Source organism: Polaribacter sp. Hel1_33_78, assembly GCF_900106075.1.
Taxonomy (GTDB): domain Bacteria; phylum Bacteroidota; class Bacteroidia; order Flavobacteriales; family Flavobacteriaceae; genus Polaribacter.
In genome coordinates this window covers 1,279,776-1,302,244 of record NZ_LT629794.1, presented here as the reverse complement: position 1 = coordinate 1,302,244, position 22,469 = coordinate 1,279,776, and the positions used below count along the sequence as shown (strand labels likewise).

19 protein-coding genes and 1 pseudogene are annotated in these 22,469 nt (G+C 33.1%); 8 read left to right on the top strand and 12 right to left on the bottom strand.

Annotated features, from left to right (window positions below; genetic code table 11):
- The first annotated feature begins 3 nt into the window (after positions 1 to 3).
- From BLT88_RS05455 to BLT88_RS05445, 3 genes are all read left to right on the top strand, one after another.
- Positions 4 to 936, top strand: a complete 933-nt coding sequence (locus BLT88_RS05455) for an NAD-dependent epimerase/dehydratase family protein (protein ID WP_091953524.1) — start codon at positions 4 to 6, stop codon at positions 934 to 936.
- Between the two features lie 2 nt (positions 937 to 938).
- Entirely contained in the window at positions 939 to 1,775 is an 837-nt protein-coding gene (locus tag BLT88_RS05450; RefSeq protein ID WP_231960085.1) for an ion transporter, read from the top strand.
- Positions 1,776 to 1,872: 97 nt separating this feature from the next.
- Positions 1,873 to 3,066 carry a sodium:proton antiporter gene (locus BLT88_RS05445; RefSeq protein ID WP_091953523.1) on the top strand — a complete coding sequence of 398 codons (1,194 nt, stop codon included), beginning with the start codon at positions 1,873 to 1,875 and terminating at the stop codon, positions 3,064 to 3,066.
- Positions 3,067 to 3,401: 335 nt separating this feature from the next.
- Here BLT88_RS05445 and BLT88_RS05440 read toward each other — a convergent pair whose 3' ends face one another.
- From BLT88_RS05440 to BLT88_RS05430, 3 genes are all read right to left on the bottom strand, one after another.
- A complete protein-coding gene (locus BLT88_RS05440; protein ID WP_157691141.1) occupies positions 3,402 to 4,790 on the bottom strand; it encodes a family 16 glycosylhydrolase in 1,389 nt (462 codons plus the stop codon).
- Between the two features lie 192 nt (positions 4,791 to 4,982).
- Positions 4,983 to 5,258, bottom strand: coding sequence for a helix-turn-helix domain-containing protein (locus BLT88_RS14500; RefSeq protein ID WP_368086554.1), 276 nt, complete (start codon positions 5,256 to 5,258; stop codon positions 4,983 to 4,985).
- Positions 5,259 to 5,423: 165 nt separating this feature from the next.
- A complete protein-coding gene (locus BLT88_RS05430) occupies positions 5,424 to 6,098 on the bottom strand; it encodes a hypothetical protein (RefSeq protein ID WP_091953520.1) in 675 nt (224 codons plus the stop codon).
- Positions 6,099 to 6,579: 481 nt separating this feature from the next.
- Between BLT88_RS05430 and BLT88_RS05425 the strand changes: the two genes are divergently transcribed.
- Positions 6,580 to 7,029, top strand: coding sequence for a hypothetical protein (locus BLT88_RS05425; protein WP_091953518.1), 450 nt, complete (start codon positions 6,580 to 6,582; stop codon positions 7,027 to 7,029).
- Between the two features lie 58 nt (positions 7,030 to 7,087).
- On the opposite strand, the gene BLT88_RS05420 is transcribed toward BLT88_RS05425, so the two are convergent.
- The gene (locus BLT88_RS05420) at positions 7,088 to 8,146 is read right to left on the bottom strand and encodes a formylglycine-generating enzyme family protein (RefSeq protein ID WP_091953517.1); all 1,059 of its coding nucleotides are present in this window, start codon (positions 8,144 to 8,146) and stop codon (positions 7,088 to 7,090) included.
- Between the two features lie 393 nt (positions 8,147 to 8,539).
- On the opposite strand from BLT88_RS05420, the gene BLT88_RS05415 reads away from it, so the two are divergent.
- The gene (locus BLT88_RS05415; RefSeq protein ID WP_091953515.1) at positions 8,540 to 9,580 is read left to right on the top strand and encodes a zinc-dependent alcohol dehydrogenase family protein; all 1,041 of its coding nucleotides are present in this window, start codon (positions 8,540 to 8,542) and stop codon (positions 9,578 to 9,580) included.
- A 54-nt stretch (positions 9,581 to 9,634) separates the two neighbouring features.
- On the opposite strand, the pseudogene BLT88_RS14340 reads toward BLT88_RS05415, so the two are convergent.
- From BLT88_RS14340 to BLT88_RS05405, 3 genes and pseudogenes are all read right to left on the bottom strand, one after another.
- A pseudogene (locus BLT88_RS14340) lies at positions 9,635 to 9,874 on the bottom strand (type I restriction endonuclease); the annotation flags it as partial.
- A gap of 177 nt (positions 9,875 to 10,051) precedes the next feature.
- Positions 10,052 to 10,219: a hypothetical protein gene (locus BLT88_RS14335; protein WP_231960082.1), complete on the bottom strand. Its 168-nt coding sequence runs from the start codon at positions 10,217 to 10,219 to the stop codon at positions 10,052 to 10,054.
- Between the two features lie 321 nt (positions 10,220 to 10,540).
- Entirely contained in the window at positions 10,541 to 11,146 is a 606-nt protein-coding gene (locus BLT88_RS05405) for a BrxA family protein (RefSeq protein WP_157691139.1), read from the bottom strand.
- 824 nt (positions 11,147 to 11,970) lie between these two features.
- On the opposite strand from BLT88_RS05405, the gene BLT88_RS14130 reads away from it, so the two are divergent.
- On the top strand, positions 11,971 to 12,126 hold the full coding sequence (locus tag BLT88_RS14130; RefSeq protein ID WP_157691137.1) for a hypothetical protein: 156 nt from the start codon (positions 11,971 to 11,973) through the stop codon (positions 12,124 to 12,126).
- A 19-nt stretch (positions 12,127 to 12,145) separates the two neighbouring features.
- On the opposite strand, the gene BLT88_RS05395 is transcribed toward BLT88_RS14130, so the two are convergent.
- A complete protein-coding gene (locus tag BLT88_RS05395) occupies positions 12,146 to 12,556 on the bottom strand; it encodes a hypothetical protein (RefSeq protein WP_091953511.1) in 411 nt (136 codons plus the stop codon).
- Between the two features lie 810 nt (positions 12,557 to 13,366).
- Between BLT88_RS05395 and BLT88_RS05390 the strand changes: the two genes are divergently transcribed.
- Positions 13,367 to 16,597 (top strand): right-handed parallel beta-helix repeat-containing protein, encoded by a 3,231-nt coding sequence (locus BLT88_RS05390; RefSeq protein WP_091953510.1) that lies wholly within the window; start codon positions 13,367 to 13,369, stop codon positions 16,595 to 16,597.
- 127 nt (positions 16,598 to 16,724) lie between these two features.
- Positions 16,725 to 16,994, top strand: coding sequence for a hypothetical protein (locus tag BLT88_RS05385; protein WP_091953508.1), 270 nt, complete (start codon positions 16,725 to 16,727; stop codon positions 16,992 to 16,994).
- A 6-nt stretch (positions 16,995 to 17,000) separates the two neighbouring features.
- Here the strand turns inward: BLT88_RS05385 and BLT88_RS05380 are convergent, their stop codons facing one another.
- The 4 genes from BLT88_RS05380 to BLT88_RS05365 form a co-directional block, all read right to left on the bottom strand.
- On the bottom strand, positions 17,001 to 17,795 hold the full coding sequence (locus BLT88_RS05380) for a glycerophosphodiester phosphodiesterase family protein (RefSeq protein WP_091953507.1): 795 nt from the start codon (positions 17,793 to 17,795) through the stop codon (positions 17,001 to 17,003).
- A 14-nt stretch (positions 17,796 to 17,809) separates the two neighbouring features.
- Positions 17,810 to 19,189: a sulfatase gene (locus BLT88_RS05375; protein ID WP_231960079.1), complete on the bottom strand. Its 1,380-nt coding sequence runs from the start codon at positions 19,187 to 19,189 to the stop codon at positions 17,810 to 17,812.
- Between the two features lie 275 nt (positions 19,190 to 19,464).
- Complete coding sequence (locus BLT88_RS05370) at positions 19,465 to 21,042, bottom strand: sulfatase (protein WP_091953503.1); 1,578 nt, start codon at positions 21,040 to 21,042, stop codon at positions 19,465 to 19,467.
- 7 nt (positions 21,043 to 21,049) lie between these two features.
- Entirely contained in the window at positions 21,050 to 22,396 is a 1,347-nt protein-coding gene (locus BLT88_RS05365; protein ID WP_197675654.1) for a sulfatase-like hydrolase/transferase, read from the bottom strand.
- Positions 22,397 to 22,469 lie beyond the last annotated feature (73 nt).

Below are 22,469 nucleotides of genomic sequence, written 5' to 3'. Positions count from 1 at the left end.
AATATGCAGGTAATTCTAGGAGCGAACGGAATCATAGGAGAAGAATTGGCAAAAGAATTAAGAGCGAATTATACGAATGACATAAAGTTAGTTGGTCGAAATCCTAAAAAAGTGCATGCCGAAGACATCTTATCCACAGGCGATTTACTCAAATACGAAGATGTCCATAAGGCATTAGAAAACGCTGAAATTGCATACATAACCGCTGGACTTCCTTATAGATCGGAAGTTTGGCTGCAAGATTGGCCTAAAATTATGCAAAATGTCATAGCAGGTTGTATTGCCCATAATTGTAAACTAGTGTACTTTGATAATACCTATGCATACCCTCAAGATAGCATACTTCAAACAGAAAGCACCCATTTAAAATCGAAAGGAAAGAAAGGGAAAGCTAAAAGAATGACTGCTAAAATCTTATTGAAAGCCATTAAAGAAAAAAAACTACATGCTGTCATTTGCAGAGCTCCTGAGTTTTACGGCCCAGGAAAAACGAAAGGGATTACAAATACGCTTATTTTCGAAAAGCTAAAAGCATATAAAAAACCAAAAATATTCCTAAAAGATACGGTCGTAAGAACTTTAATTTACACATCTGATGCTAGTAGGGCAATGGCATTGATTGGAAATACTCCAGATACGTATGGTCAAACTTGGCATCTTCCTTGCGATGATAATCGACTCACATACAAAGGAATATTAGCGGAAATCTCCATCCAATTAGACCGCACCATACCATATAAAGTATTAAATTCATTAGTATTAAAACTAGCTTCATTTTTTAATAAAGACATCAAAGAAACAGAAGAATTACTACCTCGTTATGCTATTGACAATATATTTGATTCCTCTAAGTTTAAGAATCGATTTCCAGATTTTAAAGTAACTTCCTATCAACAAGGAATTCGAAATATTATTGATGATTACGCTCTAAAATAAAAATGAACCCCAAAAATGAGTACAAGAAATTAGCCATGAAAAAGCAAAAAAAAATACTGAAAGAAACCGCAAATCTAGCCTATAATCTGAATGTAAGTACCAAAGAGAAAATAAAACAAATTATAGAAGGAAATGATCGAAAACTCAGTCCTATTTTCGATATAACAATTCAGGTTTTAATTGTTTTTTCCATAATAATATTCTCTCTGGGAACTTTGCCGAACTTAACGCCCCTATGGCAGAATATTATAAATTATGTGGATATTTTATTCTATTCCATATTTGCAATCGAATATTTTTTGAGAATATATGTTTCAGACAAAAGACTAAAATATATTTTTAGTTTTTTTGGCATCGTAGACCTTTTAGCCATTCTTCCATTTTTATTTGCAAGACAATTCGATTTGAGAGCAATTAGGGCACTTCGTGTATTTCGTCTTACGCGTGTTTTAAAAATTTCAAGATATGATGAATCTCTAAAAACGTTTGCAATTGCAATTAAAATTATTAAACCTGAAATAACATTATTTTATATTATCACCAGTATCTTTCTTTTCTTGTCGGCTACAGGAATTTACTATTTTGAGCATGCAGTTCAGCCCATTGAATTTGCATCCGTTTTTCATAGCTTATGGTGGGCAATTATAACCATAACAACAGTTGGTTATGGCGATGTATATCCCATAACAATTGGTGGCAGAATATTTACTTTTGCAATATTACTTTTAAGTTTGGCCATTATTACAGTACCTACCGGATTAATTGCAAGCGCTTTATCAAAGGCAAGAAATATGGAAATTGAACAAAAAGAAAAGGAATCAAAAAATAAAGTAGACTAAGTTCACTTTTATGAAAATAAAAAAATAAATTTTATATCCTTATTTTTGAAGTCATAGACAAATCCAATAATCAAAAAAAATACTTAAACTTACAATTATGTACATCCATATAGCGTTATTGGCTTCATTCGTATTAATTTATAATTTATTTGCTGAAAAAATTGAAAAAACAGCTATTAATGGCCCTTTATTATATTTGATTTTTGGCATTGCAATTGGCCCCTTGTTTTTGAATGTTTTTGATATTCAGATAGAATATGAAAGTTATATGACACTTGCTGAATTAGCACTTGCTCTTGTCTTATTTACAGATGCCTCTAATGCAAACATCAGTGTTTTAAAAAAGAACATTAAAATTCCTTCGAAATTATTATTGATAGGGCTGCCCATAACCATCTTATTTGGCTATTTGGCAGGTGTTGCAATTTTTGATGGTTTTGGGTGGATTGAATTGGCAATTTTAGCCACTGCACTCGCCCCAACAGACGCAGCTTTAGGAAAATCTGTAGCAACCAATCCTAAAGTTCCTTCAAAAATTAGAGAATCTTTAAATGTAGAAAGTGGATTGAACGATGGAATTTGTGTACCTATATTGCTATTGTTTATGGCACTATTTTCTTCATCAACTAGAGGAAGTATTGATTTTGAGTTTAGTTTAAGTTTATTTTTAAAGCAAATTGGTTATGGTGTTCTTATTGGTGGTCTAATTACTTTTGTAGGAGCAAAATTAATTACCTATAGCACCTCAAAAAACTGGATAAATGGACCTAGAAAAGCCGTTATAATTTTAGGGCTATCGTTTACTTGTTTCGCCTTAGCCCAATGGGCTGGTGGAAGCGGTTTTATCGCTTGTTTTTCGGGAGGCTTACTCTATGGCGCCATGCATATGAATAAAAATGAAGAATTGGTGGAAGCTGCAGAAGGTTTAGGCGATACTTTAGGTATGATCACTTGGATTATTTTTGGTTCAGCATTTGTTAGTGAATATATCTATGATTTTTCCATAGAAGTTGTTTTCTATGCTATTTTAAGTTTGACTTTTGTAAGAATGGTACCCGTATTTTTGGTGTTATTTAAATCTGGTTTTAGTCCTTCCGAAAAATTATTTTCAGGATGGTTTGGACCAAGAGGATTGGCAAGTATTGTATTTGCAGTTATGATATTAGATCTAGAATTGCCGCATGAAGGAACCATCATTTTAACGATGATGTGCACCGTTTTTCTGAGTGTTGTTTTACATGGAATTACAGCAAAACCATTTATTTCATTATTGACAAAAAAAAGAAAATAAGATTATAATCTTTAAAAATTAAACAGAGTTGTAGCTCTTAAAATATTATATTTCTATTCTTACTAATTTTTAAAGTATTCATTTTTTATGATTCAATAAGTTCAAACAACTGATTCAATGGATAGATTTTGTTTTCTACAACAAAAAAATTCTATAAAATCATTATAAAAAAATCAAAATTCAGAACTCTATATTGGAAGATAAAAAATAGTGAAAATTTGCGTTTACTAATTAAAATAGGGTGTCCTAATTAGACACCCTATCTATAATTCTAATAAGCTCATACTTTATAAAATTAACAAATTTACCTGATACAATCATGCGCATTGCATTCGTTACATCGCAAAGTAGATGTTATCTATCAGCACTGTTATTTCCACAAAAGCATCGTTAGCATCCTGAGGATTCCATATAGAAAATGGCACTGTTAATCCACTTAGTTCCAAGCCAACAAAATCTGCTAATGGAATAGTATATTCTACAAAACCATTCGTAAGTTCAATCCCAGAATAATCTTTTAAAAATACAAGAGCATTTGTTGCACCTGCTTCCAATTTTATCTCAGCATTTACGAAAGTATCTGGTTTATTCAACGAAAATTTAATTTGATTGAAAGCACTGATATCAGTGGGAGTATCCAAGAGAAGATAAGCACCACCCCAATCACCACCGGAAAAATCATATACTAAACTTTTATCGCCATTAATTGCGGTTGCAGAAGATGATATGTCTGGTGCCCCAGGTCCATAAGCAATCACCGATAAACCTCCAAGACTGGTAAATGTATCTTGAATCGCATTATCCGCAATGCCAACTTCAATTATTTGCCCAACAGTTTCCTCTTCAATATCTAATACAGGCGCCTCTGGTGCTTGAAAGCCGTCCTTAGAATATACTCTAATATAATCGGTATACATTGTTTGAGGAAATAGGGTTGTCTCATCAGTCTCACCTGGCCAGTTCCCTCCTACAGCAACATTTAAAATTAAATAAGCACTTCTAAGAAATTCTTTCATATCGTTTTCTATCAAAAACATATACCGTTTTTGACCATCTAAACTAAATGTTACTGACTCAGGTGTCCAGTCTAGTGTAAAAATATGGTATGCATCACTAAAATCGCCATCTGGCAAAACAGTAGAACCCTGCTTTTCTGCATGCTTATTTTCAGCACTGGTATAATGAAGCGTTGAATAAAATTTTGAAGGTTCATTACCTACTACTTCAGCAATATCTATTTCGCCACATCCTGGCCAGCTAATCTGGTCTTTATTATCTCCTAGCATCCAAATGGCAGGAAGTAAACCTTGACCTTTCGGCATTTTGGCTCTTACTTCGACACGCCCAAAACGTGCACTAAAAAGATTTTGTGTAGTAAGTTTTGCTGAAGTATAGCCACCAGTAGCATCCTCCAATGCTGTAATAGCCAGAGCTGATACTTCCCCATCCTTAACGATACTTACATTTTCAGACCGCTGTAAGTAAATTTGTTTTTCATTATTCCCCCAACCGACTGGCAAACCATAATCCGTTCCGTCACCAAGTTCATACGTCCAATTATTCGTATTTATTTCCGTAGCATTAAACTCATCACTCCATTCCAAGGTCCAACCTTCATATACTGTTGTAACCTCTTCTGATTCATTTGAAGCAGTATCATTATCACATGATATCGTTATTGCGAAAAGCAGAAGCATTAATAAACCGATTATTATTTTTTTCATAAGTTGAAATTTTAAAGTGAAATTCATAGAAATAGTATTGATATTTAAGAGGTAACATCTCTATTGTGTCGAGAACGTTTTTTTTTTACAAAACTAAAGGTTTGGATAGCACGAATCGTCCAAAGATAGGATTCAGGACTATTTTTTCATTGAAAAAAAATATTTGTGATCTTTATTTTGGTTACCATGAAATCATTGTTTGTGCTGAAATGATTTTCGATAGGCTGTTGGAGTTCGTCCCGTTTGTTTTTTAAAAACATCATTAAATGCAGATTTTGAATTAAAACCGATGGTATAGCAAATTTCAAGTATTGTTTTCTGCTGTTGTTGTGGATCTTTTAGTTGGTCTATTGCAGCATTAATTCTACAAGAATTAATATAATCACAGAAATTTTGATCAAAATTCTCATTAATAACCTGTGAAAGATGTTTTGACTGAACATTGAGCTCTTGGGCTAGTTTTTTAATCGTTAGGTTGGGTGTTAAATAGTATTTGTTTTCTATTACCTTATGTTGCAGCTTTTCGATAATCTTTTTTTTATCTGCTAAGGATAACTTAGAGTTCTTATATTTATTATTTTCAGTCGCATCATTGGTGTCTTTATTGTCCTCTAAAGAAATATCTATTATTTCCTAAGGAAGTTTAACGCCAATAAACAAAAAGGCGTTAATTAAAAATAACATTACCGTTTCAATCCCAAAGTTAATCGCCGTAGCCGCAGCATCAAAATTTAATTGTATTCTAATAACATTACTAATAAATCCCAGAATTAATATGATGATAAATGAGATAAGAACTAATCTCAATAATTTTAACCTCTGAAAATAGTCTTGAGTTAAATAATCTTTCATGCTCACTTCATAACTTTTATAACTGTGTAAAGCCAATGAATAAAAAAGAATTGCCTGACAATAAAAATTAAAGGTAAGGAACGTATGAAATTCCAACCAATAGGCACCCCATAAAGATTCAGGTAAATACAGAAAAATGAGCCCTATGAAAAAAGGAATAGCCAAAAGAATCTTTTTTGGTTTGAATGCAATATCTTGTTGGGTGGCTTTAACAACAAAGAAATAAAATACTGGACTTAAAGAATATTCAAATAAAACCTTTAATAATCTAAAAAAATGGCTATCCGGAATAATCTGATAGTGCCAGCGAGAAACAGTCAAAATAAAAACAACAGACTGAATAAATAAAAATGCAGACATCCAATAATGAAATTGCTTTTTGCTTTTTGAAGTAATCACAACAAGTCCAAAAAATAAGAGCTGAAAAGCTGTAATCGTATAAAATATTTTTAGCATTTCTTCCCCTATAAAAATTCAGATTATTATGTTTTTTAGCCTACTAATATAAAATAAAAGTTGTTAAAAAATTGGGCTTGAATTAATTTTGAGATTATTATTTTTTCTATTTAATCATATACAACTAGTAATCAGAATATTTGAGACAAAAAAATGTTCTACAGCAATTTCTATACGGTATGATGACCTATTTTTAGAAATAAAAAATAGGCACACGCAAATAAAAGTTAGTAAATAGTTTTTTTTTAAAATCGTTTATCTTGGCTTGCGAGCGCTAAAACAATCATTTCGTTTAAAATTTATAAATTTTTAGTAAGTTTGGGCATACTTAAACAACGCTCTTTCTGGATATTTAACCCAAGTAGACCGATAGAATTATTTATCAATTCACATTATAAAAATCACCATTAGAAATCGTTCTAACACTTAAAAAAAATATAAAATGAAAAATATATTTACATTATTGATAGTTACTATATGCATGCTCTCCTGCAGTGATGAGGAAATTGATGGAGATAAATACGCATATTCCTATACGAACAAAAGTGATTTAATCATTAACACCTCTGAAGACAGTTATATGAAATTTGGAACGGTAGCATCCGGAGAAAATTTAGTCTTTGAATATCGCTTTAATGCTGAAGATGACGCACAAATTGCTGATGACGAGTATGGAGAAACCATACGATTTGAAATTGATGAAGATTTAAATGAATTTTCATATTCGAATACCGAACTAGCCACCATGAAACTCGTATTTTCAAAAGATTGCTTCTGTTATTTCCCTATGGATGTGTCAAAAAATGTAGATCCCACAGGAAGCATTAGTGGACAGAAAATTTCAGATAAGCAATGGAACATCAAAATCGATGTAACATTTTACGGTGCGGATACTCGAACAATCGAAGAGCGATTTACCTTAAAACAATAGTAGCTATAACTTCATAAAAAATTAAAGTCCAAATTTATATTCTTAAAAGTAATTAGAATTACTTTTCCAAGAGCATCGCTGGTGTGGCAACAGTTCTAAACCCGACATGATCAGAGCCTGAATCGATACTTACGCCCATTTTAGCAGAAATCCTAAAACTTGCACAGTAGGATACATGACATAAAAAAGATCCGCCTTTTATAACATGCTCTACTTGATACGGATTGCTGGGACTGTAAGATGTTTTTGCTCCTGTTGGATTTCTTATTTCTTCAGATAAATCTAACTCTTGGTAATGGTTCACATTAAATAAATCACTCGTAATTTCCCAAACATTACCCAACATATCGTGTAAACCAATACTATTTGGCGGATATGATTTTACAGCAGCAATCAACTCAAAACCGTCTGTGCTTTCATTCTTCACCGGAAAAGTGCCTTGCCAAGTGTTAGCATTTGCAGTTAATATTGCTGGATCATTGCCCCATGTAAAAATGGTTGATGCATTATTTCCTTGTGCTGCAGATTCCCATTCTGCTTCCGTTGGCAGCCTCCTTTTTGCCCATTTGCAATATGCCAACGCATCTTCATAAGCAATGTGTATAACCGGAAAAGCATCCTTGCCTTCAATGGAAGATGCTGGCCCTTCTGGATGTTGCCAGTTTGCACCAATTTTCCAGGTCCACCACTGTTGGTAATTATTCATGTTTACCACCGCATTTACATTTTTGTTAAAGATTAAACTACCAGGTTGTAAAATAGAATCATGTGGTTTAGGCGTGCCTTGCGGTAATTGTTTTTTTAATTCTTCCCAGTCTATAGCTCGTTCAGCAATGGTTACATATGCTGTAGCTGCAACAAAAATTTTAAATTGTGCATTTGTTACTTCGGTACTATCTATAAAAAATCCATCCACAGTAACTTTATGCCCAGGCTTTTCTCTTGGCATCGCAAAGGCATCTGACGCCTTTGCACCTTGTAAAAATGTTTTTCCGACTACCCAAACCATGCCTTTCGGAGTTTCGGTTTGCTGGGTACTTGTGGATTTTGATTCCTTTTTACAGGCTATAAAAAACACAAAAAGAAGTAGTATAGGTTGTAGAAACGCGCGCATCATGGGTGTACATATTTTAAAAGCTAAAGATACTTTATTTTTATGAGCACAACTCGCGACATGTATCGTTTATCCTCAAAAAAATAGCGCTATAAATGTAAAATAAGCGCAGCATCCCCTGTAAAAATGAAATCACGTAATTATAATGCGCACTAAACAATTGCACTTTGCGTGTGCACTAAAATTATGGCTTATTGCCATAAAACCCAATACATGACCCAGATCATTTGTTATCATGTTCATACCATTTATCTTTAATTTAAAGCATCATATACCTAATACAAAAAGTTATAAATCGTGTCACCTCCTTTTATCCAAAAATAAATATCGATAAAATAGCACACTTTTCTTGATAAGACCAGTTCAATATAATTATAAACCAAAAAGAAGAAAAAAATGAAAGCATTAGTTTATTACGGCGATCATAATATCGCTCTTGAAGAAAGACCAAAACCAACAATCATCAAACCAACAGATGTTATTATAAAAGTTTTAAAAACAACCATTTGTGGTACTGATTTAGGAATCTACAAAGGCAAAAACCCCGAAATAGAAAGTGGCCGAATTTTAGGTCATGAAGGTGTAGGTATTATCGAAGAAATTGGAGGAAGTGTTTCTCAGTTTAAAAAGGGAGACAAGGTGCTAATTTCGTGCATTACCTCTTGTGGTTCTTGTGAATATTGTAAGAAACAAATGTATGCCCATTGTAAAGACGGAGGCTGGATTTTAGGCTATATGATAGATGGCGTTCAAGCAGAGTATGTAAGAATTCCTCATGCCGATAACAGCTTGCATAGCATTCCTGAAAACATTGATGATGAAATAGCGGTTTTGTTAAGTGATATACTGCCTACTGGTCATGAAATAGGTGTGCTATATGGAAATGTAAAACCCGGCGATGAAATTGCAATCGTTGGTGCAGGTCCGGTTGGAATGTCTGCACTTTTAACAGCGCAGTTCTACTCGCCTTCTAAAATAATTATGATTGATTTAGATGACAACAGACTGCAATTAGCCAAAGAATTAGGTGCTACTCATACCATTAATTCTGGAACTACTAACGTGGCAAAAGCCACTATAGAAATAGTGGGCACTGAAGGGGTTGATGTGGCTATAGAAGCTGTTGGACTTCCCGCAACTTGGAATATTTGTCAGAAAATTGTAAAACCAGGGGCACACATCGCAAATATAGGTGTACATGGCAAAAAGGTAGATTTTAATATTGAAAAATTATGGATTAAAAATCTTACCATCACTACCGGACTTGTAAACACCAATACAACGCCCATGCTATTAAAAGCCGCGGCTACGAATCATTTAGATTTAAAGAAAATGATTACACATCATTTCCCTCTTTCAGAATTGGAACATGCGTATCAAGTATTTTTAAATGGTGCTAAAGAAAAAGCTATGAAAATTATTATTGATACTGAATAAAGATTGCTTACCAAGGCTTTCCGTAATTGAAAGTTCACACCCTGCTAAAAATAACTATGGGATTTTTAGCAGGGTGTGAACTTCTATAACTAAACAAAAAAAGATACAATCATTGCTATTAACAAAAAGTTGCACATATTGAAACAAGCCTTGGTTGCTCCAAAATAAATCCAATTGATCACGAATCATTTGATTAAAAGCTTCCTTAATTTCAATACCTCTGCATTCGAATTCTATTTGAACCAGTGGCAATCCATTGACCAGTAAAATAGCATTATATCTGTTTTTAAAACTTCCTTCTAACTTGACTTAGTTGGTCACTTAAAATAAGTTATTGTTCTAATTTTCGGAATCGAAAAAACGCACATAAGTTATTTCCTAGTTTTCTTTGTTAAAACTAAAACGGTCTCTTAACGTTTTTGCTTTTTCAAAAAGATTGCCTTTGGATAAATGGTTGAGAATCCCATCAAACTATTTATCAATATAGCTAGCTTTATAAAAGGTTTCTAGTTGTATTTTTAAATTAGAAACGAAAGCATTGCCATCCATTACTTTAACAGATTTGTAGCCCAAACCAACCAATTGTTGGATTAAGTGATACTCATATCTAACCAAAAAACGTGCGCAATAGTTTTTCATAGTTTATAGAAACATTTGCTATAAAAGCCTTTTTTTTTTGAAGTTTGGGTTATTTTAAATTTTCTATTTTGGTGGAGCTAATCGATAACTAGGTAGCGATTTTTTTTGTTTGTCTTTTACTGGAATATCAATTCTCATAACTTTAAAATGATTACATAATAAATGAAATATATGATTTTCGTCTTACCCATTCGATAGGCTTGTTGATTCTTTAGACAGGTTTTGTAGAGTGCAATAAAAAAAGAAAACTCCCCTCCAAGTGCTTATTTAAAAAGCTTTCAGTAGATACCTTTATTACATATTTATACTCAAATTTTGAAGCTATGTTTTCCATTTATTTGTCCAGTTATTAATATCGATATCACTTATTAAAAAAACCTTCAGCCATTCAGGATTATCATTTATGATGGACTTAGCTATAGTATCATCCATAATTTGTGGAATAATAAGGCTGTTGCGAACTGCATCAATTAAGCCTGCTTGCTCTAATATTTTAAAGGTTACCTGGCGTATTTTTTTAATCGTTTGCTCTGTAAACTCATCCATCTCAGGATGTAAATCATTCGTTCGTCTATAAAAACTTATGAAATCGCTCTCACTTATTTGATCATCGAACACCAAGTATTTCTCTCTTAAAACAGCTACAGCAAAATCTCGGATAAAACCATAAGTCTTGCATGCTGATAAATAAGCGATTTGCTTTTGTGTTGTTAAATCACCATTTGCTAAAAGTTTTAATTGCTGTATTGTTAACTTTGAAATTCGCTTTTCAAACTCTAGTAATAACCTTTTACCGGCTGAAGATTTAACGATGCCTAATTCATTTACAAAATCGATAGGTCTGTTTTCGAGGTACGCTTTCGCTACAAGTATCATCTCATTTAATCGAAGGAAAGACACAGTAAAAGAAAAATCATATTTATTCATACTTATGCTGGCTTCGTTCATGTATTATTCCAAAAATATTAATAGTTATATTATATTCATTCAAGCATTTCTTTTCATTCCGCACATTTTTTCTGTAAAAAAAATGTAGAAATCAACAAATCAGATTTAAATAAATAACGCTAGGCAAGATCTATGCTTATAGTTATATTTATTGTGCTTGATTGCTTTTTTAGCTCCGAAAAACTATGCACAAACCTTATGTTAAGTTGAGTATTAGACATACTTAGACAAGACAATTCTGCCAAGCAATATCATAGTAATAAATATTTTAACCACTTTTGTGAGGAGATCTTTTTGTTTTCATAGTTATTAATTTTTTTAGTTTGTCTTTCAAAAGTAAAAACTATACTGCATTTATTTTATGATATTGGTCATCTTCCAATTTCTATACATCTTTCGTTTTCAAATATTTTCTGTTGAGTTCGGTACTTGTAATACTTACTTTTTAAGGTATGCACCAAAGATCGTTTTTAATGAAGTAATCGCTTGTGGTAAACCGCAGTTAAAATGGCGGGTTTCCGCAAGCAGCTTACTAAGAGTACTTAATTGTAAAATGTGTATCGGCTGGTTTACTTTTCTACTATTTGTTAATTGGTTTTTTAGGAAGCTTCTTTTTTTTAAGAAAATGACTCACTATAAAAAGAACCCCCACTATAACAAATGGCATTGTGATAGTCATTATAACAACAAGGCTCATTAAAATGGAGTCGTTCATTTTATAGTTGTGTAGAAAAACAATTGGGCTGAACCCCAGACCAATAAGAAGAAAGAGTATACCGCCAATATATTCCCATTTCCATGCAATGATAAGAAAGACAATTAAAAGAAATGATGGAATGAGATGGATGACAAAGGCACTAAATTGTTGCCAGATGGTTAGTTTGGGTGAAAAAGCATCTGCTGCGAATACACTCACAAAAAGAATAGCGAGTATGCAAATAATTCGAGGTAACCAATGAAATAGCTGGATCGATTTTTTCATTTTATTTTAGTATTACATGTATCTTGCTCCTCGCTTTTAAGATTTATTTTTAAGCCCCATACTGATATCGCATGAATAATGCAAAAAGGTAAAACGAATAACACCATTGGAAGTCCGGCAGTAATGGGATCTTTGGCTAACAGTGTATTTAGCAATCCTACTCCCATAACAACGGGATATGACCAAAATATCCAAGCAGCACTTTTCTCAAAGTGCTTTACGAAGATCAAAACAAGTGCGGGTGCGAGCAGCGGAATTTGAATTCCAATCGCTATGAATACCTCGGGGTATAACGATTTAGAAAAGTCAACCCCCCTGCTGATGCCAAGCGCAACATACAGATTATACGCAAAAAAACTGAGGGCCATCAAACCTCCTACAATCCCTGCTTTTTGACTTTGTTTCATAGTTTATAAAAATTTCCAGCGTTGTTGCCATATAACTTCTGTTTCAAAAGTAATAAAGCCTATTCACCAAAGCTATGACCCACGTCATAGAGGCCTTTTTTAGTGGCTGCAGTTGTCAAAAAAAATAGGCTTAAATAGTCGCTTATAGGTACTTTATAATTCCTTTAAAAATAACACACAATTAAAAAAATACTAAATTAAAATTATAATTGTTTTATTGCATAGACTACTTTTTGGTTTTGACATTCTAGAGGTATGCTCATTTTACGAAAATCATCTCCTTTAATTTAGGTTTACCCTAAAATATTATTTCTTCATCAAGCTATCTTTACCACATAACTCTTTTAAAATATTTTTATAACAGAGTTTCTTTTTGAGTAAATTAGTCTTGAAAAGTAAAGCCTTGCGAAAATCCCTAAAGTTTTATTTAGAATTATATGCATAGAACTATATAAGACAGCAGTATCAAATAATAATGAACTTATGATTAAAAAAGTAACATTTACATGAGGATTTGAAGAATATTTTATGAGGTCATTGGTATCCAAAAATTCATGGCCTAAGGTGCGGGGTAATTACAGGATGAGGATTGTAAATTCTGCTAAACTTTATCTTCTTTATAAAAAATCACAAACTACATTAGCCGAATAAATTCCCAAATCTAATCTTTGAAAACTTTTCTTTATGTGATGCTATATCAATTTTTTAAAATAAATTTATATTTAAAATATTACATATTAAGTAAATATTAATTTTAAATTAATGAATACGTTTTCTTTTGTATTAATATTACAAAAAAGAATATAAATTATGAAAATAAACACTTATTTAAATATTGCTACAATTTACTTCCTAATTTTTGTATCAAACTCTATTCAGGCGCAATATGAGCCATCTATCCTTTTCTATAACAATTCAAATCAGTTAGTTTACGTATCTGATGAAGATGGAAATCACATTCCTGATTATAGTTATGTAGGTTATAAAAATGGTGAAGAAGCATTACCAACTGTAGCAGTTGTTAAAGAAATAAGTCCTGTCGCTGGAGATAACACAGCACATATCCAAGCTGCCATTGACGAAGTAGAAGCATTAGCACTAAACACAAATGGACATAGAGGAGCCTTGTTATTATTACCAGGAGAATATCTTGTTAGTGGTGAACTCATCATAAATAGAAGCGGCGTTGTACTACGTGGTTCTGGAGATGGTGAAAATGCAACAACAAATACAATTATTAGAGGCGTAGGGAACGTTCCAGACGAAAGAACACTAATTAGAATTGGCACGAATAACAAAAGTGGTTTTGGAGGGCAAGTTGCAGGAACTAGGCAAGATATTGTGAGCCCTTATATTCCAGCTGGAAGCAGAACTATTGAAGTTGCAGATGCATCAGTTTATAATGTTGGTGATAATATTATCATAAAACATCCTAGTACAGCAGCGTGGTTAGCAGCAGTTGATAATGGTGGTGTTGCTTCGGACGCCCCGTGGGAGCCTAATACAATAAATTTAGTTTTCAATAGACATATTACGAGTATTGATGGTAACAAAATTCAGGTAGCAACGCCTATTTACGATACATTAGATCGGTCATTGTCTCAATCCTACGTGTACACATATAATGGTAATAGTCAATTAAAAGAATGTGGTGTTGAAAACTTACGAATATTTGTAGAATCATCAGGAGTAACAGGCAGAGATCATGTCAAAATAGGTATTCATATGATTGGGGTAGATAATTCTTGGGTCCAAGGCGTCACCATTTTAAGAGTGAGCGACCAAGGCGTTAAATTTGATGAAGCCACACGTTGTTCTGTAATTGATACCAATGTCCTAGATATGCATGGGCCAATTTCTGGGGGATGGAGATACAATTTCGAAGTAACTGACTTCTGTAACAATATTCTTTTTGAAAATTGTACAGCATCTAACGGTAGGCATACATTTGTTGCTAATGGAGCGAGTGATGTTAATGGAATTGTGTTTACCAATTGTTCATCTTCTGGAGATTACACCAGATCTGAGTCCCATAGACGTTGGAGTCAAGGAATACTTTGGGATAATATTTCTTGGACAAACACCAATGCAACTGGTATTTTAGGGTTACACAATAGAGGGAGCTATGGAACAGGGCATGGTTGGACTTTAACGAACGGCGTGGCTTGGAATATTAGTGCACCTTCTAATCAAATAGCAATTCAAAAACCACCTATTGGTCAAAACTATGCTATTGGTTGTGATGCCACTGTTAATGGAGAGGCCCCTTTTAGGCATCCAGTAGGTTATATTGAGGGAACTGGAGAGAATTTAAGAATACAATCTTTATATACCGCTCAATTTGAAGATAGAACTTCACATGGTGTATTGCCAGATACACCAGGAAAGTTATTTCCAAATGATTATATGTTTACAGATACAGAAAAGTATTTAGAACTTACATGGCATGATGTATCTATTGAAGAAGATAGCTATATTTTAGAACGCTCATCAGATGGTGTTATCTTTCAGACAATTGCAACACTTCCTGCAAATACAGAAACTTATACAGATACAGATTTACAACAAGAAAACTATTTTTACAGGTTAAAATCCACAAACACAATAGGGACTTCTCCAGCGTCTAATACAATACAAACCAATGATTACCAAATAACTACACAAAATATAGTTTATGTTTCTGCAACAGGTGCTGGTAGTATGGATGGCACAAGTGAATCAAATGCATTAGACAACTTTGGCGTTGCCATGTCTAATATAACCTCTGAAGGTGATAAACTTATAATTATAGGAACCATTGCACCAGATGGCGCTAATCTAACCTCTAAGAATTTTGCATTTACTATAGAAGGTTTGGATGCTAACTCAGTTATAGATGGAAATGGTGGTACAGACAGACTCTTTACAATAAATGGAGCAACGTCGGCAGATGTTACTTTTAAAAATCTTACGTTTTCAGGTCATGATACATCGCTTGCAGGTGGTAGTGTGTTTTTTAATAACAATGCTGGGGCTAAAGCCACTTTTAATAATTGCATTATAACGGGTAATTCTGTATCTAATGGAGCTGGTGGTGGTGCCATATTTTTTGCCAATGGAAATTTGAATATAATAGACAGCTCATTTGAAAGTAATACTTCGATAGAAGAAGCAGGTGCTATTTTTGGGCAATCAGGTACAATTAAAATAACAAATTCACTTTTTAAAAGTAATTCAGCAGCTACAAAAGGAGGAGCTTTGTATGCTAATTCAGCAAATTTCACCATAACAGGTTCTACTTTTTATGATAATGAAACAACTGGTGATGCTGGTGCCGTTGGTGGTGCTGCTTTATATATTGCAGGGGCTAATAGTACAAATAGTATAACAAATTGTACATTTTATCAAAATACAACCGGCACTACTAACCAAGATTATGGAACAATAAGAACAGATAACGGTAATACTACTGTTTCAAATAGCTTATTTTATGATAATAAATTGAATAATGATCAAAATGCTCCATCAGATTGGGGTGCAGGTTCTAATGGAACACAAACTTTTGAGACTTCTATAGCACAATGGATTAGTACTAATATAGATAATCAAGATGAAGGTACTGGTTCTATAACAGGAATCAAAGGAGGTACAGGTACTCCAGCAGATCTTGCATCTTCTAATCTAACATTTAATCCAACTACTGGCAAAGTAGAATATGATGCTGTAAGTTATACGGAACATAGCCCTATTGATTTTGGATCTGATGGTAATGACGTTGGTGCTTGGGATTCTGGCTTAACCTTATCTTTAGATAAAGAAGATTTTTTAGCAACTAAACTTTCTGTTTATTATAACAAATCGTCAAAAATTTTAGAATTACAACATACAATAACAGAACCAGTATCCATTGAAATATATAATATTTTAGGAGTTAAAATTTTAACCTTAAAAGATGTAGCTAAAAATCAAAGAGTAAATGCGAATTCATTACAAACTGGCATTTATATATTAGTAGGTAAAACACCTACTAAATTTTTCTCTAAAAAATTCTTGATTAATTAAGAAATATAATTTTACAGGAAACACTTAAAAATAAAAAACAGGTTTTTTTTAAAACCCTGTTTTTTATTTTGCATTCAATCTTTCATTTCACGAAATAATAAACCAAACATTGTTTTTATAATTACGGATGATCAAAGTACCACCTGAATTTGACATTACCTTTAAACTGAATTTAAATAAAAGAAATGATTTTAAAAATGGAGGAAAAGTAATACACGAAAATGATTTCTTCCTTTCTTTGTTAGAAATGAAACCAACGGCGATCATCCTAATTCCTATCTTTTTAGTAGAAACAAAATTAATTGTTAGCAAGTTAGAAAAACTACAAATACCATCTCTTTTTTTAAACATTGCTATTGATGGCTTTAACAACGTTTTGAATAAACGCCTTATTTAGTTGCGTTTATTTTGAGTTTTGCTTTGTTTTTTTTAAGACTTTATCTGGGAAATCAGTAATTAATCCATCTAATCCAAGATCAATTAATCGTTGCATTTCATCTTTCTTATTTACTGTCCATTTCCACACCTCAAGATCGTTTTCGTGCGCAAAGTTTAGATATTCTTTTGTAACAGTAGTTTCTGGTCCAACTCCAATAGCATTCAATTCAATAATTTTAGCATACTCTAGGGTCATTTTATCTGCTTTATTTATGAGCCAAAGGATTGGAATATTCTTATCCAGTTGTCTTATTTTGGCTAATACGGGGTACTTAAAAGAAAATATGATTACATCCTCTTTTACTCCAAGGTCATTTACAATTTTAAGAACCTCTTTCTCTGTTCCATAAACCTTTATTTCAATGCAGACCTTAATCTTTCCTTTTGCCAACGCAAGGGCTTCTCTTAAAGTTGGAATCTTTTCATTTTCATATTTATCACCAAATTTAGCACTGTAACCTACTTTAACAGCAGTTAAATCACTATAATTCATTTCGGCAATTTCTCCTTTAAAACCATTGGAGCTCGTCTTATCTATAGATGAATTATGAATAACAACAATAGAATCATTCTTGGTTCTATGAACATCCAACTCGAAATAATCCGCTTTACATTCAATCGCCTTTTGAAAAGCAATAAGCGTGTTCTCGGGAGCTATTCCTGAAAATCCGCGATGCGCAATTATTTTTGTTTGAGCATTCGTTAGCATGCTACTTAAAACGAATACTACTATAAAGATACATCTAGTTGCTAAAATCATATGTTGTTATTTAATTAATTTAATCTAGTATTTAAAGCATTCTTTAATTCCTCAACTAATTTTGGGTATTTTACAGCTACATTTTTTGTTTCCTTTTCTGCAGTAGTATGATCATACAATTCTACAAATCCGTCCTGATGAAGTATCATCCTATGCGTTGAAGTTCTTATTGTTGAAGCCCCTTTTTTATATGCTAAAGCCGTGTGACCAGGTATTTCTGGATCTACTAATATTCCTTTCAGTGATACCCCTTGGGCATACTTAGGAATTTCAATTCCTGTTAAATCACATAATGTCGGAAAAATATCCAAGGTTTCCACGATCGCATCTGTGTTAGCGCCTTTGTGTTTCATACGAGGATAGTGAATTATTAAAGGTGAATGTAACGATTCCTCGAACAAACTATGTTTCCCCCAAATTGCGTGTTCTCCCAAATGCCAACCATGGTCACCCCAAATGACAACGATGGTATTTTCATCCGCTCCAGTACGTTTTAATTCTGCGAGAATTTTCCCCACTTGAGCATCCGCATAACTAACACAAGCTGCATAATGACGACGCACTTCATCCGCAAAAACGGTATCTGTATTCGCGTTTTTACCCCAACGATTATATTGCTTAAATTCACCAGAACCATGCCATGTGCTCCTCCCTTCTGGTTTTCCAGGGTGTTCTATTGAAGGAAGTTGAACACCTTCATATTGATCAAAATAAGATTTTGGCGCACCAAAAGGCAGGTGTGGTTTGATAATTCCTACGGCAAGAAAAAATGGATTTTTATTAATTGTAGTGAGTTCTTTTAATTGTTTCAATGCCTCCTCTGTAATTGCCCCATCTGGATATATATTATCAGTTCCCTTTACTGTTTGAAAAACGTTCATATCACTTGATTTTAAGCGAATCTCTCCGTTAGCCAATCCGTGCATAATGCCCCGTGGATGCTCCCATTCCGCAACCGGCATAAGATGTCTATCCCATGTATTTGGCATCTCTATTTTTGTGCTATCATTCCAATCCTTACCACCTCTCCCTCCAGGATGATGAGATACTTTCCCAACTGAAACCGTTGTATAACCATGTGTTTTAAACCACTCCGGCATACTTTGATTTATTATTTTTGTGCCCTCTTTTATTTTATTTGCCCGAAGAAAAAGTGCATTATTTCCTGCTGTTCCATACTGCCCTGTTAATAAAGTATATCGAGATGGTCCACAACTAGGAGCATTTGCAAAATGCTTCTGAAATTTAATTCCTTCTGTTGCCAAATGATCAATGTTTGGCGAGCTAATATAGTCTGCTCCAAAACTCTTCAATTCCGGGCGAAGGTCATCCACACAAATGAGTAGAATATTAGGTTTTTGAGTGACTTGTGTTTTTTGACAATTTGCTATCATTTGAAAAGATAACACAGCATAAAAAAATATTATCTTTTTTCCAACTCTCATTATTATACATTTTTTATTTACTAATTATTGATTTCTTTAATGCCACACAATAAAGTATTTATTGGTCAAGATTCTTATATCGCGAGTAATATTCCAAAAAAACTCATGAATTTAGGTAGCTCAAAAATTTCCTATCTTTTTAAGTATCGAAACACAACACCCTTAAAAACAATACTATTTACAATAGAATCATTGATCTTTACTAAATTATTGAATACTCTTTTTTAAGATTTACTATCCCAATACGTCTTGATACTATTTTGTATTTTTTTAGAATCTTTATCTGTATCGCCTAAAAGCGCTCTCTGTTTGAGAAGTTCTTTTTTTAATTTTGTTATAACCTTTTGATATGTTGAATCTTTATAGGCGTTATGGAGTTCATTAGGATCTTTTTGTAAATCGTAAAAATCCCAAAATTTCGTATTTTCATCTGCTTGTTTATGATTATTTTTAAACCCTTTTCCATAGTAAAAAGCTAATTTATAACGCTTCCCACGAATTCCAAAATGACCTGGTCTGTCTTTTTGATGTTGCCAATATCGGTAATACCCGTATTGTCTCCAATCTTTAGAAGTGTTGCCTTTTAAATTTTCTCTAAAACTTTTACCTTGCATATTTTCTGGATATTTTATCCCCGCATAATCTGCAAATAATGCAGAGAAATCTACATTTTCTATAATATCTTTATTGCGTTTTCCTGCGGGAATTTCTTTGGGGTAACGAATTACAAATGGCATATGAATGGATTCTTCATAAATCAATCTTTTATCAAACCAACCATGCTCTCCTAAAAAATATCCTTGATCTGCTGTATAAATAACGATCGTGTTTTCGTCTAAACCAGACGCTTCTAAATAATCTAAAAGCTTACCTATATTATCATCAATTGCCGCACCGCATCGCATAAAATCTTTTACAAATTTTTGATATACTTTACTTCTTGCTTCTTTTTTACTTAATCCATCAATAGAAAAAGGCAATTCTGGGTATTGCATATAATCTGACCTTTTATCAGGATTATTTGTTGAAAAAACATATCGATTTCCTAAACTATCTATAGACTGACCAATTAGTGAACGTCCTGTAGTATTGGGTCCCTTATCATACAAAGAGGTAGGTTCTGGAATTGTTTCATTACGATATAGATGTGAGAAACGTTCTGGATAATCATAGGGTTCATGTGTCGCTTTAAAATGGCAAAAAGACATGAATGGTTTTGATTTATCTCTATTTTCAATCCAATTTATTGTTTTATCTGCAATGATATCAGCACTAAAACCTTCGTATATTTTTCCTCCTTTATTATAGTCTTTCCAATTTTCTTTGGTTTTCATAATCGGATTATTATACAAGCCTTGACCTGGCAAGACACAATAATAATCAAAACCACTTGGTTCTTGTTTTAGATGCCATTTACCAATTATAGAGGTTTGATAACCTCCTTTACCCATTTCTTTAGCAATATTATTATACGTAGGACTTAACCCTTTTCCTAATGTTGTAATACCATTTCTATGGCTATATTGTCCTGTCAGTATGGTAGCTCTACTTGGCGTGCAAATTGAATTTGAAACCAAACAATTTTCTAAAACAACTCCTTCGTTCGCTAACCTTTCTATGTTTCTATTTTGTACATGGTCTTTTAAAACCCCACCGTAGATTCCCCAAGCTTGCTTCGTATGGTCATCAGACATGATAAAAAGAATGTTAGGTTGTTTCGTTTCTTGTACGGGTTTTGGTTTAGCACTAGAACATCCAATTAAAATAAGTGATAGTAATAGTGTAGATGATAGATTTTTCATTTTTACTTTAGTTTTTATTTTTTTTTAACCAATTTCTATACTGTTGTTCTAATTCAATAACTTTATTGGGGTGTTTTTTAGCCATATTTATAGTTTCACCAATATCATCATCAAGGTTTACCAAGAATCTTTTTTCCTTTAATTTATATGTTTTCTGACTGGTATCTCTTGGGTTCCCTAACAATTTCCAATTTCCCTTGCGTGCCACCCACATATCTTGATATTGCCAACAATAGCCCTCTGTATGCCGAGTTTTTTCTTTTTCATTATTGATGATGTCAACTAAACTTTTACCATCCAAATCTTGTTGATCAAGTTTAATTCCACATAATTCTGCTAGAGTTGGCATCCAATCTGAATTTACTCCAAACTGATTTCTAATGGCTCCTTTTTGAATGTTATTTGGCCAAGTGATGGCTGCAGGAACTCGAATGCCCCCTTCAAACAAACTCGATTTTGCACCTCTATAAGGCCCAGCGTTTCCTCCGCCAAAATGCGCACGTTGTTCTGTTGAATGACCATTGTCAGATTGAAAAACAATAATAGTATTGTCTTTGATCCCTAATTCATCGAGTTTTTTAAGTAGTGCACCAATTCTTTCGTCTAAAGTTGAAATAAATGCAGCATATAAATTTCGGGGATATGAAACTCCTTTATCATTATAATAGTCTAGCCATTTTGCATCGCCTTGATATGGATAATGCGGCATATTCACAGCAAAATACATAAAGAAAGGATTCTTTTTATTTTCTTCAATAAAATTAGAAGCTTCGTTGACCATTAAGTCAGGAAAAAATTGTCCATCATAATAGACTTCTTTTCCGTTTCTGAATAAATCGTGCCTGTTAGGTCCACTCCAATAAAAGAAATGCGAGTAATTATCTATACAGCCCACCATATGACCAAAAGAATGGTCGAACCCTTGAGCATTTGGAGTCATTTCTGGAGCATCGCCTAAATGCCATTTTCCAATATGAGCTGTAGCATAACCTGCATCTTTAAACATTTCTGCCATAGTGTATTCTGTACCAGGAAGTCCTTTTTTTACTTTTGAATTTGGCACAGCATTTCCTGATAAACCTGCTCTTTGAGGAGTTTTACCCGTTAATAAAGCAGCTCTTGAAGGCGAACAAACAGGCGAGGCGTAAAATTGAGTAAAACTGACTCCGTTTTCTATAATGTAATTCATATTCGGAGTTACCAAATCTTTTACTCCATAAGAATTTACATCAATAGAGCCTTGATCATCTGTTAAAATAAAAATAACGTTTGGCTTCTGGTTTTTCTTTGTTTTTTCGGGATTACCAACCTGTGACTTCGATGAAAAGCATCCTAAAAAAAGTATACTAATCATTAAAAAAAATATTTTTTTAGCTTTCATTTATAATCAATTTAATACTGTGATATAATTCTATTTTGTTCTACTC

What these genes read in the sequence shown, in the direction of transcription:
- BLT88_RS05455 (WP_091953524.1), top strand. Translation starts at nt 4, where the DNA reads ATGCAGGTAATTCTAGGAGCGAACGGAATCATAGGAGAAGAATTGGCA.
- BLT88_RS05450 (WP_231960085.1), top strand. Translation starts at nt 939, where the DNA reads ATGAACCCCAAAAATGAGTACAAGAAATTAGCCATGAAAAAGCAAAAA.
- BLT88_RS05445 (WP_091953523.1), top strand. Translation starts at nt 1,873, where the DNA reads ATGTACATCCATATAGCGTTATTGGCTTCATTCGTATTAATTTATAAT.
- BLT88_RS05440 (WP_157691141.1), bottom strand. Translation starts at nt 4,790, where the DNA reads ATGAAAAAAATAATAATCGGTTTATTAATGCTTCTGCTTTTCGCAATA.
- BLT88_RS05430 (WP_091953520.1), bottom strand. Translation starts at nt 6,098, where the DNA reads ATGCTAAAAATATTTTATACGATTACAGCTTTTCAGCTCTTATTTTTT.
- BLT88_RS05425 (WP_091953518.1), top strand. Translation starts at nt 6,580, where the DNA reads ATGCTCTCCTGCAGTGATGAGGAAATTGATGGAGATAAATACGCATAT.
- BLT88_RS05420 (WP_091953517.1), bottom strand. Translation starts at nt 8,146, where the DNA reads ATGATGCGCGCGTTTCTACAACCTATACTACTTCTTTTTGTGTTTTTT.
- BLT88_RS05415 (WP_091953515.1), top strand. Translation starts at nt 8,540, where the DNA reads ATGAAAGCATTAGTTTATTACGGCGATCATAATATCGCTCTTGAAGAA.
- BLT88_RS14335 (WP_231960082.1), bottom strand. Translation starts at nt 10,219, where the DNA reads ATGAAAAACTATTGCGCACGTTTTTTGGTTAGATATGAGTATCACTTA.
- BLT88_RS05405 (WP_157691139.1), bottom strand. Translation starts at nt 11,146, where the DNA reads ATGAATAAATATGATTTTTCTTTTACTGTGTCTTTCCTTCGATTAAAT.
- BLT88_RS14130 (WP_157691137.1), top strand. Translation starts at nt 11,971, where the DNA reads ATGATAAGAAAGACAATTAAAAGAAATGATGGAATGAGATGGATGACA.
- BLT88_RS05395 (WP_091953511.1), bottom strand. Translation starts at nt 12,556, where the DNA reads ATGAAACAAAGTCAAAAAGCAGGGATTGTAGGAGGTTTGATGGCCCTC.
- BLT88_RS05390 (WP_091953510.1), top strand. Translation starts at nt 13,367, where the DNA reads ATGAAAATAAACACTTATTTAAATATTGCTACAATTTACTTCCTAATT.
- BLT88_RS05385 (WP_091953508.1), top strand. Translation starts at nt 16,725, where the DNA reads ATGATCAAAGTACCACCTGAATTTGACATTACCTTTAAACTGAATTTA.
- BLT88_RS05380 (WP_091953507.1), bottom strand. Translation starts at nt 17,795, where the DNA reads ATGATTTTAGCAACTAGATGTATCTTTATAGTAGTATTCGTTTTAAGT.
- BLT88_RS05375 (WP_231960079.1), bottom strand. Translation starts at nt 19,189, where the DNA reads ATGATAGCAAATTGTCAAAAAACACAAGTCACTCAAAAACCTAATATT.
- BLT88_RS05370 (WP_091953503.1), bottom strand. Translation starts at nt 21,042, where the DNA reads ATGAAAAATCTATCATCTACACTATTACTATCACTTATTTTAATTGGA.
- BLT88_RS05365 (WP_197675654.1), bottom strand. Translation starts at nt 22,396, where the DNA reads ATGATTAGTATACTTTTTTTAGGATGCTTTTCATCGAAGTCACAGGTT.